This window comes from Pseudodesulfovibrio sp. JC047, assembly GCF_010468615.1.
Taxonomy (GTDB): Bacteria; Desulfobacterota; Desulfovibrionia; order Desulfovibrionales; family Desulfovibrionaceae; genus Pseudodesulfovibrio.
This window is the reverse complement of sequence record NZ_WUEH01000002.1, coordinates 164,818-177,934: the sequence shown is the minus strand read 5'-3', so window position 1 is coordinate 177,934 and position 13,117 is coordinate 164,818. Positions and strand designations below refer to the sequence as shown.

The window sequence follows — 13,117 nt, the reverse complement described above, 5'->3', positions numbered from 1 at the left end:
TCCATTTCAAGAATGCAATGCAAGCACTGCTGCGTTAGAATCGCTCAAATCCTTCGTCATTTTCCATATTAAGGGCAATGCCGTTTGATGCCTGATGGGCCGACTGTCTCGGAGTGGACGGTGCGGGATTCAATGCCTGTGCCGTTGGTCGGGTTGCCTGGACAGTCAAGCGACTGTTCTCTTCATCGAGTTTGAAGAAATCAACCGTGGCTTGCAAATGTGCCGCTTGGTCGGACAGTTGTGTCGATGTCGAAGACATTTCTTCCGAAGCCGCGGCATTTTGTTGAACCACACTGTCGAGCTGCTGGATGGCGGCGTTGATTTGCGCTGCACCAGTGTTTTGTTCGTGGCTGGCGGTGGTGATGTCTTCGACCAATTCCGCCGTGTGCTGAATGTCCGGGACCAATTTGCTGAGCAGCTCCCCTGCCCGATCCGCGACATCCACGCTTTCGACGGCGAGTTGACTGATTTCTCCCGCAGCCACACCGGACCGTTCCGCCAGTTTCCTGACTTCTGCGGCGACAACGGCAAATCCCTTGCCGTGTTCACCAGCACGCGCGGCTTCAATGGCGGCGTTCAGGGCCAACAAGTTGGTTTGTCGGGCTATTTCTTCAATGATATTGATCTTGTCAGCGATTTTGCGCATGGCGGTGACCGCACCGGCCACGGCTTCTCCACCCTCTTCGGCCTGGACGGCAGCACCGTGGGCAAGGTTTTGCGTTTTTGCGGAATTTTCTGCGTTCTGGCTGATGTTCGAGGCCATTTCTTCCATGCTGGACGAGATTTCTTCAATGGACGCAGCCTGTTCAGTCGCGCCCTGAGACAAGGAGACTGAGGTGGAGGAAAGCTCTTCCGAACCGGAGGCCACGTTGCCTGTCACTGTGCGCACGTCTCCGACAACGGCTCTGAGGTTCGCGCCCATATCCGTGAGCGTCGAAGCCATGATGCCGATCTCGTCTTTCTGGTTGATATCGAGATGGGCCATGAGATTGCCGTCCGCGATTCTTTTGGCGAAGGTAATGACTTTATTCAGTGTGCCGGTAATATTTTTGACGATCAGAAGCACCAGGATAATGACCAGGACAATCGCTCCGATGGCCAAAAAGATGCTCAGGTAGACGAATGCGTTGGCGTCCGCATAGATGGTGTCTCTGGGAATGGCGATGCCGATGGACCACGGGGTTCCTGTCCCCTTGAGCAGAACCGGTTGAAACACGAACAGATATTCGGTGTTGTCTAGGGGAGAAACCACGAATTCTTCAAATGTCTTTCCCTGTTCCAGGGTGTTGAGGATAGTGCTTTTCAATTCCCGGGGAAATGCTTCGGTAAAGTTCTTGCCCACGACCGAGCTGTCAGGGTGGGCCACGCAGTGCCCTTGGTTGGAGAGGATGAATGCATAGCCGCTTCCCATGGGGTGAATGCCATCCACCATCTGTTGAAAGGCTCCCAAACCCACGTCAATACCGACGATCCCGATGAATTTTCCGTTGTCCTTGACCGGAACGCTGATGGTCGCAATTTCGGTTTTGGAAACATCCGAATAATATGGTTCGGTGAGGTATGGACCGTTTTTGTCCCGTGGGCCTTGATACCAGATACGCGTGTTGGGGTAGTCGTATTTGGTCAGGTTCGTCACCTTGAGAGTGCCGGACTCTTCCCACCAATAGTTCCCGTATGCGCCGCCCATGTGTTCCCATTGCGGGTCGCCTGTGGCGTGAAATTCAGCGTCTCGGCCATCAAGCGCGTTGGGTTCGAAACAGGATTGAATACCATAGAAAGAGGGCTCGGATCGAAGCACGCTCTTTTGCATCTCATCGATGACCTTTCGGTCAACAAGACGTTTGTTGGTGACCAGCCCTTCATAGGTCGCAGCAGTGGTCACGGCGGCATCGAGGGCTCTTTCAATGTTGTTTTTGACTTGATTGCCGTACCGGTTTGCCATTTCATTGGCTATTTGTTTGGCAGAATTAATGGAAATCGATTCTGTTTTTGAAACAACGATACCTGCGTAAACAAGGAGGATGAGCGAAACAGCGAGACAGACGCTTCCTCCGATTTTAATCCGAAGTGAAAAATCCTTAAATGCCATAAGATGCTCCCTTGAAGTTCATATTTTTTAGATGGATACGATATTTGACCTTTTAGTCCTATTATATATTTTTTTATGGGACAGCGTGCTTGTGTCACAGTGCCGAGGGGAGAAGATGTGGGCATTTCAAATAACATTGATAATGTATTCATGTTGAATATCTGGAGTTATTGAGAAATACGGTTTTCCCCTTCGGCGGATTTTGTCGTGCGAAGCGTTGTCCTTCTTCTCAAGAGAAAAGACGAAAGCAGGTACAATGCGTGTGTTTAAATCGTATTATGCTCTTTTGATTCAAGAAGACGGGGTGTCTTTCTTGATGCGAGAGGAAAGGCGTGCAGTCTTTCCTCTTTTCTTTTTAATCTAGTCACAATATTTCAAAGTGTTAGCGTATTCTAATATGTATGATGTTTTCATTTTTAGCGTGTAAGAAATATCGAATGACATGTATAATACCGGTTTAATTCGGAATTTAACACTATGCTTTCTTTTCATTTCCCTAAATTTTCATGAGATTTCGCAGTTTTGATGCTGATAAAATCTTATTGTATGACCTTATAGAACTGAATATCGAGCGCGTTCTATTTTTAATTTAAACTAATCATGTTTGTTAGTTACGCTATAACAAAAAAATGGGTCAGCGTGGTTATGTCGCAAAAATGTCATAATCGTATTGACACAATTTTGTAATGGTCGTATTAAAAGTCCGTCTTTTGTACAGCTATACCGCTACAGGAGATGCAATTTAGGCCTAAATTGTCGGCGTCCAAGTCCATGAAAAAGTAACTGAGTGGTATTTAACCGTGTTTAAAAAATGGAGTTTTCAGTTATGAGCAAACGAAACTTGACGTATTTCAGTCTTGCGTTTGTATGGTTTAGCGTTCATTTCGGCGGTGGGTTTGCCTCTGGTCGTCAGCCGGTCGATTTCTTCATCCGGCATCATTGGACGGCAGTTTTCATGCCCGCAGTCGCGATGGCCACAACGGGGCTTACATTGTATTTCGGCTGGGTTCTGGCGGTTAAATATAACACGTATGACTATGCTTCATGGGCCAAACGGATTTACTACCCGTTTGAAAAAATCATGAGTCCCATTCATTCGGTGGTGTTGAATGTGACGATGATTTTGGCGACGGCTGTGGCTTTTGCGACCAGTGGGTCCACCTTGGAGGCGATGCTCGGAACAAACTTTCTCCTTAATACGGTTGTTATCGGTCTGGTCATTTTCCTGTTGACCATTTTTGGTGCGGACCTGGTGCGCAAGGTTGCCACTGTTATTTCCATTTTCATGATGATCTGTCTGTTGGGTGTGTATGTCCCGAATATCATCGCCTTTTTTCCGAAGATTATGGCGAACCTCAAAACGATTCATGACGCGACATCTGCTGCCAGTTCGGATACCTCCGTATGGGAAGCCCTGTGGTGGGGATTGAAATACGGTGGATTGCAGGGCTGTGCCATCGGCGCATATATCGTGCACGCCAAGGCCTGTCCGGATACCAAAGATTTGAAGAAAGCCGCGTTTGTCGGGTTCCTTCTCAATGCGGGTATTCTGTATCTGGCCTATTTCGGTATTATCTCTTTCTATGACGAAGGCTCATTGACGCAGGTTGTGCCGTCACTGTTCGTTGTTCAGAAAGGCATCGGCGGACAGATCATGCCGATCGTCTTGTCCATCACCTTGATCGTGGCATCCGTGTCCACGGGCGTGTCCCTTATCTTTGGTGTCGCAAACCGTTTGGTCATTCTGTTTGGCCGGAACATGAACGAAGCGCAAAAGGCCGAGAACAATCGGAAACATTCCATTCTCGCTTCCTTGCTGTTGCTCATCGTCTGTTGGGGCGTGGCTCAGTTCGGACTGATTCCGCTGGTGGCCACCGGATTCGGTGCTGTCGGCTGGATGGCATTGATTGTTATCTGCCTGCCCGTCATTCTCAGGGGCGTGGGCCTTTGGAAGGCCGAGGCAAGCGATGCGTACAGCATGGCCGCAGCCAAGGCGGAAAGGTAGGCAATCATGAGTTCAAGCAATACATCGGGAATCGTCAATTATTTCGGCACCTGCCTTGTTGACATGTGTTATCCCGAATACGGTATGGCCGGTATCAAACTCCTTCGTCGCGAAGGGCTGGATGTGGTGTATCCCGAGGATCAGAGCTGTTGCGGTCAGCCAGCCTACAACTCCGGCTACATGGACCAGACCCGCAAGGTCGCCCTGCATCAGGTTGAAGTCTTCAAGGACAACGAGCATCCGATTATCGTTCCTTCGGGATCGTGTGCGGCCATGATGCGGTACCATTACCCCCGGTTGTTCGAGGGACGGCCGGAGTATGGCATGGTCTGCCGGTTCTCCAAGCGGATCCACGAATTAACGCAATACCTCAATGCGACGCTGAAGGTTCAGTATGAAGACAAGGGCGCACCCAAACGCGTGACATGGCATTCGTCCTGTCACGCTGAACGGGAAATGCACTGTGTGGAAGACTCCAAGGCGCTGCTGGAGCAACTTGAAAATGTGACTCTCGTTCCTTTGGAAAATGAGCATGAATGTTGCGGCTTTGGTGGGACTTTTTCGGTCAAGGAGCCGGAGTTGTCCGAGGCCATGGTTCGGGACAAGGCCATGTACATCGAGAAAACCGGCGTCGATCTCTTTATTGTGGGCGACTGTGGATGTCTGATGAATATTGCCGGGCATTTGAAGAAAAAGAATTCACCCGTGAAAGGGGTCCACATTGCCGACTTCATCTGGGAGCGGATCAATGGGTAACGACCACTTCACCGCCAATGTGAAAAAGGCCCTGTCGAACAAGGCGCAACGCGGTCATCTCGAATTTGTCATGGGCAATTTCCGGCGAGGCCGGGCCAGTCTGTTCACGGATTCCGACAAGACCGAAGCCATGCGCGAATGTATTCGGGATATCAAACAGCGTGTTGTGGGCCGATTGCCAGACGTGCTGGAACGACTGGAAAAGGAGTGTACGGCAAACGGTGTTCAGGTGCATTGGGCGGAAACCGGCGAAGAGGCCAGTGCCATTGTCCTGAAGATCATGCAGAGCGTGAATGGTCGGACGTTGGTCAAGAGCAAGTCCATGGTCACCGAGGAAATCCACCTCAATGACTATCTGGAAAAACATGACTGTGTGCCCATGGAAACTGATTTGGGTGAATTCATCATTCAGCTCAGGAAAGAACCGCCATTTCACATCATTGCTCCGGCCCTGCATGTGACCAAGGAGCAGGTTGGCGAGGCGTTTACGGATAATTTGGGCACTGAATATACCAGTGACCCGGACATCCTTCAGGCCGAGGCGCGCAAGTATCTGCGGGAACGGTTCCGAACGGCTGACGTGGGCGTGACTGGTGTCAATTTCGCGGTGGCGGAAACCGGCACCATTTCCGTGGTTGAAAATGAGGGGAACGCCCGGATGTGCGCGTCTGTTCCCAAGGTGCATATCGCCATCACCGGCATTGAAAAAGTCGTGGAGCGGATGGTTGATTTGCCGCTCGCCCTGCGGATGCTTGTTGGTTCGGCCACGGGCCAGCGTATCAGCACCTATTTCAACATGGTCAGTGGTCCCCGCTCCGAGGGGCATCCCGAAGGGCCTGAACAGGTCCATCTGGTGTTGTTGGACAACGGACGATCCAATATCCACAAAGACCCGGAATTGCGGCAGAGTCTGCAATGTCTGCGGTGTGGAGCCTGCATCAACCATTGTCCCATTTTCAAACGGATTGGTGGTCATGCCTATGATGCCACTTATCCCGGTCCCATCGGGACCATGATCATGCCCCAGCTCAATGGGCTGGATAAACATGGATATATGGCGGCCGCATCGTCTTTGTGCGGTGCCTGTAGCGAAGTTTGTCCCGTGATGATTCCCATTCCTGACATTGTTCGTCGGTTGCGGGTTGAAGGCGTTGACAAGGCCGGGGTCGTGCAGGGGCATGGAACCAACCGGACGTTCAATGAAACCGCAGCCTGGAGTTTCTGGGCCAAGGTCATGACGTCTGGCGGTCTGCGGTCCATGACCCGGAAGACCTTTGCCCACACCGGGCAGGTCATGCCCGCATGGGGCCCGCTCAAGGCGTGGACAGACAGCCGTGTCCGTCCCGAATTCGCCTCAAAAGGAATGCTCGATTTGCTCAAGGAGGAAGACAATGGCAAGTAATGCGCGCACAGCGATTCTTTCACGGTTGAGAGCCGGGAAAAATAGTGCCTATCCCGAGCCTGTCGAGCCGTGGTTTCCCGAATCTGAAAAAGGAAAACGGTCCCACGCCGAGGTGGTGGACGAATTTGCCGAAAGAATGGAAGCGACCTGGAGCACCGTGCTTCGGTGTTCGCTCAAGGATGTTATTCCCACGGTCCGTGCTGTTTTGCAGGACCATTCGTTGGAGAATCTGATTCAGGCACCGACCACATGGATCGGGCAGAAAATCGCTGAGGAATGGGGCGATGATGACGCCGAATTGTTGTATTGGGACAATGAGAATCCCGACAGCAAGGACATCCTGTTCGCCACGGCCAAGGCCTCGATTACCAGTGTCAAAGCGGGTATCGCGGACGAAGCCGCCGTGCTGTTGTGGCCGGATAAGGTGGAGCCGAGGCTTCTGTCTCTGGTGCCTCCGGTGTACATCGCAGCCGTGCGGACTTCAGAAATATATCCGTCGTTTTCCGCAGCGGTTGAGAAATTCGACTGGGTGGAAAGACGGCCTCGGAATGCGGTCCTCATTTCGGGACCGTCCAAATCGGCTGATATTGAAAACACCCTGCGTGTCGGTATTCACGGGCCAGTCAAGCTGATCGTGCTGATTGTCGATGATTCTGCGGTGTAATTCATGATCGAACCAGGAAAATCGTGTTTGTTGACACCAGGATACGGTGGGCTTTTATACTGAAAAAAAGGCTGGCGCACGGGGTGCGTCAGCCTTTGCTTTGTCGAAAATCAAGTGGTTAACCGAGATGGGCGTCACGAAGCATTTTTTCCATGGACACCATGTTTTCCTTCATACCCGAGACGTGGACGTACATGACTTCATAGACAAGCTGAGGATCACGGGCCTTCAATGCGTCCAGAATCTTTTGGTGGTCAGAATCATTGTGAATCTTGACGGCAGCCGACCCGAGTTTTTGGGTAAACATTGTTGTGAAGCTCATGAAACTGCGGATCGACATCTCATAAAAGGGATTGCCGCTGAGTTTGCCGATCTGGATGTGAAATTTGACGTTCGCTTCGGTTTTCTTGATCTCGTCGCTTTCGGTGGAGACGAGTTGAATGATGTCTTCAAGTTTTTGCAAGTCGCGGGGCGAGGCATTCATGGCTGCCAGACGGCATCCTTCAGGCTCAATGAGCAACCGGGCCGCAAGCAGGTCGTTGATACTCATGGAACCCATGAGTATCAGGTCGCCAAAAAGGTTCCCCATCGCACTGGATTCGATGATGTTCTTGACAAATGTCCCGCCGCTTTTGCCCCGTTTGGATTCCAGATACCCCTGGGTTTTCAACACCCCGAGGGCTTCTCGGACCATGGTCCGGCTGACACCGTACCGTTTGGCGAGCAACTCCTCGCGGAGCAAGGCGTCGCCCGGCACATACTGTTTGAGGAGAATTTCGCGTTTGATGGTCGCAACGACATCTTCGCATCGGCCTTGATTCCGGTGAGATGTGTCTTTCTTCGGCTTGCCACCCATGAGACGTCCTTTTTTAACTGAATTTTATCGACAATACCGTATATATCGGCCGCTGTCGATTCGTTGGCCTTTATGTCTGTTCTTTTAACTTTTTATATGAGTAAAAAGTTCTCACAAAGGATATTTGTCCGAACTAGAAAGATTGAATATATTAAAAAGAGCAAATATTTCAATGTTTAAATTGGTACTAAAAAATAGAAGAGTGCGTTGACATAAAGTCTGACTTTATATAATACAGCTCCATGCACTTGTGATGGGGATGACCATGGCGATCCCCCAAGAGCACGATAAACCATCAGGAGACCAAAAGAATGAATCCAATCAAGAAATTGTGCACCAGTGAAGCCGGTAAAGCCACTGTCCTCCAGGGGAACATCGCCTTTGCGGTGGGATGTGTGCGGTCCGGTATTCATGCGGTGGACGGATATCCCGGAACACCGAGTACCGAGGTCATCGACAAGGGATTGAGCAATGTTCAGGATCTGATTGAAGTGGGCTGGTCCGTGAGCGAGGCGACAGCGGTGGCCGTTGCCCATGGTCATTCCATGGCTGGCAACGACTGTGTTGTCACCATGAAGATTCCGGGGTTGTTTCAGGCGGGTGACTTGCTGACGAGTTCGGCTTTTTTCACGGAGGAGCGTGGCGCGTTGGTTTACTACGTGGCCGCCGATTTCACCCCCAGTTCGACCCAGCATCTTGTTGACCCCCGGCCCTTGATTCGGAGTTCGTTCATCCCTGTTTTTGAGCCGCGCAACCATCAGGAATTGCACATCGCCAGTGAAATCGCTGCCAATATCAGCCGTGAGTACAGAACCCCCTGCGTGATTCTTGTCAGTGGCACCTTGTGTCACAGTGAAGGGCTGGTTCGTTTGACGGAGCAGAAGACCCGTGAGCGCGCCGCGGTGACGGTTCCGCTTAGCGAATTCAATACGTTGCCGGTGGTTGCCCGCAAGAATTATGATCTGGTGGTGACCGAGCGGTGGCCCGCCCTGAAAACCATGGCCGAACAAAGCCCGTTGAATGTCTGGGAAAAGGGTGCCGGAAAAGTCGGTATCATTACCTGTGGCGCAGGCGACATCATGGTTCGGGAAGTGCGACAGTCTTTGGGCAAGGATTTCGATATCCTGTCGCTCGGATTGACCGTGCCATTGCCCATGGAGCGGATTCGAGAATTTCATGCGGCCATTGACGGGCCGGTGTACGTGGTCGAAGACGGATATCGGTACCTTCAGGAAGCCATCGAGCGCGAGGGGCTGGCCGTTGTGGGCAAGGCGGAAACAGATACTCGTACCGAGTGGGACCCTGCATCGGTGTCCGCACTGTTGGGATATCCTTTGGAAGAAACTCTCGTTCACGGCGTGGAGCCGCTCAAACGGCCACCCATGATCTGTGCCGGATGTCCGTATCGGCTGTTTGGCGAAACCGTTCGTCAGATGAAGAAGAAAGGGGAAATCGAAGCCAGTTTCGGTGATATCGGCTGTAATACCCTGCTTCATTTCATGGATGCGGTTGACACGGGCTTGGCCATGGGGGCCAGCGAAGGCAACCGGATGGGATACGTCCTTGCCAATCCCGACAAGGCCGCCAAGTGCATCAGTGTGTTGGGAGATGGCACGGAGTGTCATAGCGGGTTGGACGCGACCAGGAACACGCTGTTCAGGAATGTCCCGGGCGTCAAGGTCATTCTCGATAACAACTGGACGGCCATGACAGGCGGTCAGCCTGGGCCGACTTCACCTGTGAACCTTGCCGGGCATGAGAATTCCTTTGATCTTCAGAAGACACTGGCCGCGCATGGCGCACAGGTCATCGAAGCGAGTGGATATGATCGCAAGGCCATTCGGCGCGGTTTGACCGAGGCTCTGGCCAATGCGGAGAAAGGCGAATTCACGACGCTCGTGGTCACGGGATCGTGCATCCGCAAGGTCCCAAAATCTGCCTACGGAACAAAGATGACCGTGAATGCGGATATCTGCAAACGGTGTGGATTGTGTCAGATCTGTCCGGGCATTCAGGCGGACAAGGACGGACTGCCGTCGTTCAATAATTTGTGTACCGGCTGTGTGAGCCAGGCCGCTGCCTGTGCCCAGATGTGTCCGGTCAAGGCCATCTCCGTGGCCGAACCATCCGAGACCGAAACCTCGGCCCGCGTCACGCTGCCGGATGCACCCGAGACATTGATCCTGCCGGAAAAGAGTGCGCTTTCACTTCCGGAACGTCTCGCTGTCGCCATTCGTGGTGTCGGCGGTCAGGGCAACCTTTTCTTTGGTCGCGTGTTGACGCAACTGGCGTTTTTGGCCGGATATGATGACACCAACGTGGTCAAGGGCGAGACCCACGGCATGGCCCAGATGGGCGGTCCGGTGGTGTCCACCTTCAGTTGTGGAGCAGCCATTTCACCGACCTTGTTGCCCGGTACGGCCGATTGTCTGGTCAGCATGGAAAAAAGTGAAGTGCTCCGGCCCGGCTTTTTGAACACGCTCCGTCCCGGCGGCATGGTTTTGCTGGCCGATACAGAGGTGCTTCCGCATGGTGTGGACGAGGCCATGTATCCGTCAACCGAAGCGATCACCGATGCGCTGGCAGGGTATAATGTCGTTATTGTCGATGTGCTCAAGGCCGCTTTGGAATTGGGTGACGCGACTGGTCGCATCGCAAATGTCGTCATGATGGGCGCATTGAGCACCCTGTCTCCATTTGATGCCTTCCCCGAGGAATTCTGGTTCCAGGCCCTCAAGAATGTCAGCCCCAAGCCCGCGATCTGGAACGCGAACTACGCTGCTTTCAATGCAGGGAAAAAACTCCTTTAGCCAAACAAACTCGACAGGGGCACACCTTTTGGGATGTCCGTGTCCCTGTCGGGCTTTTTGATAATTCAGTATAACAAGGATCTTTCAATGAACGTGCTGCCGACAGAATCGCATACCCAAAGTTCACATGATGCGGTTACCATACAGTTTGACGCCATATCCGAGATTTTTCGGGCGGCGCAGGAAGAAGGCCGAGATCGGCTTTTCGAATACGAAGTGTACAATTTGTTGAGTCGTTCCGGGGCGGAAACGCCGCCAAAGAGTATTCTCGTGCCCCGTGGTGCGCGGTCGTCAGATGACGAGTTGCTTGCCTTGCCCGGTGAAAAAGTCGTTCTCAAGATCGTGTCGCCGACCATTATCCACAAGACTGAAGTCGGCGGTGTGCGGATCGTGAAAAAGGAACCCAACGCCATCCGGTCGGCCATTCGAAAGATACAGTACGAAGTCCCTGAAAACTATGCGGCTGAAATCGAGCGGAACGTTAGCCTCGCACCTGCCAAGTATCGCGGTCTGTCCGGTCAGGAATTGATCGCCGCCATCAGTGGCGATATCAAGGGCGTTTTGCTGGTGCAATTCATGCCGCCGGACTCCAGTTCCTTTGGCAACGAGCTGATTGTTGGCCTGCGTAACACCCGGGAGTTCGGGATGATTCTCAGTGCCGGATTGGGTGGTACCGATACCGAGCTGTATGCCAAACGGTTCAGAAAGGGACAGGCCATTGTTGCGGCGTCCTGTGAACTGGTGGATGGCGAGGCCTTTTTCGCCATGTTCAAGAAAACCATTTCCTATCGCAAGCTCGCGGGCCTGACCCGTGGACAGCGACGGGTGGTCACGGACGAACAACTCATTGAATGTTTCAACTCCTTTCTCGAAATGGGACGGAAATTTTCGTCCACGAATCCGGAAGCGGATTTCATTATCGAGGAAATGGAGATCAACCCGTATGCCTTCACCAACTTCCTGATGGTCCCTCTGGATGGGATGTGTCGGTTCTCCCTGCCGGGAACGCGAAAGAATGCGCGGCCCGTGGTAAAGATTCGAAACATGCTGCATCCGAAAAAGGTCGGGATTATCGGCGTGTCGGCAACACGGCAGAATTTTGCACGAACCATCCTGCACAACATGCTTGAGAGCGGGATGGCCAGGGAAGATGTTTTCATCCTGCGCGATGGCGTTGACAGTATCGACGGGGTGAAGTGCTTCCCGAATCTTGAATCCCTGCCGGAAAAGATGGACCTGTTTGTGGTTGGCGTGGCCGCAAAGCATGTGCCCGCGTTGGTCAATGATGTGGTGCGGCTCGATGTTGCACAATCCGTGATGCTGATTCCCGGCGGACTCGGTGAAACCGCGGACAGCAAGGAAGATGCGGCCCGGGTCATGGCCGCCATTGACGAGGCCCACGGCACGGACGACGGCGGACCCATCTTCATCGGTGCCAATTGCATGGGGGTTATTTCCAGGCCGGGAAAATATGACACCTGGTTCATCCCGGACGAGAAATTCCCTCGCGCCAAGACCACGGAGTATCGTCGGGCTGCGCTTATCAGTCAGAGTGGCGCATTCATGGTCCATCGGTTGAGCCAGACTCCGGCCCTGAATCCCGCGTACATGCTGTCCATGGGCAACCAGACAGATCTTACCTTGGGCGACATGATGAAGTACTTCAAGAATTCTGATGAAGTCGATGTTATCGCCATCTATGCGGAAGGGTTCAACGATCTTGATGGACTCGAATTCTGTACCGCCGTTCGTGAGGCCGTCCTGGCCGGTAAGGACGTGGTTTTTTACAAGGCAGGTCGGACCCCGGAAGGCAAAGACGCCACCAGCGGCCATACCGCTTCCCTTGCCGGGGACTATATGGTCTGCGAATCCTGTGTGCGTCAGGCTGGAGCCATTGTTGCACAGACCTTTACGGAATTTCAGGATCTTTTCCTGATGGCCGAGACCATGGCCGACAAGAAAGTGACCGGCAATCGGCTGGCCGCTGTCAGTGGATGCGGATTCGAAGCCGTGGGTATTGCCGATTCGATTCAATCCGATGACTACAAGATGTCCTTGGCATCGTTTTCTCCGCAATCCCGAGAACGGATCGGTGAAGTGCTCAAGGCCGAGCGGTTGGATTCACTGGTGTCGGTTCACAATCCGTTGGATATCAATGCCGGGGCAAACGATCAGACCCACGTGGATATGGTGAAAATTCTGGCTGCTGACGAGAATGTGGACGCCGTGGTGATCGGGTTGGGACCGTTGGGACCGACCACCAAGACCCTGCCGGGTTCTGAGGCATTCCCCATGGAATCCGATGCCAGTGTGGTCAATATGATCATCGAGACGAACAAGACCATGGATAAGCCTTTGGTCGGTGTGGTGGACGGGGGCGAGATGTTCGACCCCATGCGCCGGACCCTGAACGCCAACGGCGTACTGGTTTTCCCGGTCTGTGATCGAGCCGTGGCTTGTCTGGCGAAATTCATTGAAAGCCGATTGTATGCGGACGTGCTCCGCCAGACGGCGCAGGCGTGATGTTTCGGGGTG

Annotated in this window: 8 protein-coding genes; 6 read left to right on the top strand and 2 right to left on the bottom strand. The window is 52.8% G+C overall.

Going from position 1 to position 13,117, the window contains the following annotated elements:
• Positions 1-34 precede the first annotated feature (34 nt).
• Positions 35-2,089: a methyl-accepting chemotaxis protein gene (locus GO013_RS17140; RefSeq protein WP_239057700.1), complete on the bottom strand. Its 2,055-nt coding sequence runs from the start codon at positions 2,087-2,089 to the stop codon at positions 35-37.
• An 826-nt stretch (positions 2,090-2,915) separates the two neighbouring features.
• Here GO013_RS17140 and GO013_RS02085 point away from each other — a divergent pair.
• From GO013_RS02085 to GO013_RS02070, 4 genes are read left to right on the top strand one after another with little or no spacing between them, the layout of a single operon-like run.
• Positions 2,916-4,094 (top strand): hypothetical protein, encoded by a 1,179-nt coding sequence (locus GO013_RS02085; protein WP_163808387.1) that lies wholly within the window; start codon positions 2,916-2,918, stop codon positions 4,092-4,094.
• A 6-nt stretch (positions 4,095-4,100) separates the two neighbouring features.
• Entirely contained in the window at positions 4,101-4,850 is a 750-nt protein-coding gene (locus tag GO013_RS02080; protein ID WP_163808386.1) for a (Fe-S)-binding protein, read from the top strand.
• A complete protein-coding gene (locus GO013_RS02075) occupies positions 4,843-6,252 on the top strand; it encodes a LutB/LldF family L-lactate oxidation iron-sulfur protein (protein WP_163808385.1) in 1,410 nt (469 codons plus the stop codon). Before GO013_RS02080 ends, GO013_RS02075 begins: the two co-directional genes overlap by 8 nt.
• Positions 6,242-6,916, top strand: a complete 675-nt coding sequence (locus GO013_RS02070) for an LUD domain-containing protein (RefSeq protein ID WP_163808384.1) — start codon at positions 6,242-6,244, stop codon at positions 6,914-6,916. The genes GO013_RS02075 and GO013_RS02070 overlap by 11 nt, the downstream gene beginning before the upstream one ends.
• A 118-nt stretch (positions 6,917-7,034) precedes the next feature.
• On the opposite strand, the gene GO013_RS02065 is transcribed toward GO013_RS02070, so the two are convergent.
• On the bottom strand, positions 7,035-7,772 hold the full coding sequence (locus GO013_RS02065) for a FadR/GntR family transcriptional regulator (RefSeq protein ID WP_163808383.1): 738 nt from the start codon (positions 7,770-7,772) through the stop codon (positions 7,035-7,037).
• Between the two features lie 311 nt (positions 7,773-8,083).
• Here GO013_RS02065 and GO013_RS02060 point away from each other — a divergent pair, with 311 nt between their 5' ends.
• Positions 8,084-10,582, top strand: coding sequence for a 2-oxoacid:acceptor oxidoreductase family protein (locus GO013_RS02060; protein ID WP_163808382.1), 2,499 nt, complete (start codon positions 8,084-8,086; stop codon positions 10,580-10,582).
• Positions 10,583-10,669: 87 nt separating this feature from the next.
• Entirely contained in the window at positions 10,670-13,105 is a 2,436-nt protein-coding gene (locus GO013_RS02055; RefSeq protein WP_163808381.1) for an acetate--CoA ligase family protein, read from the top strand.
• Positions 13,106-13,117: the final 12 nt, after the last annotated feature.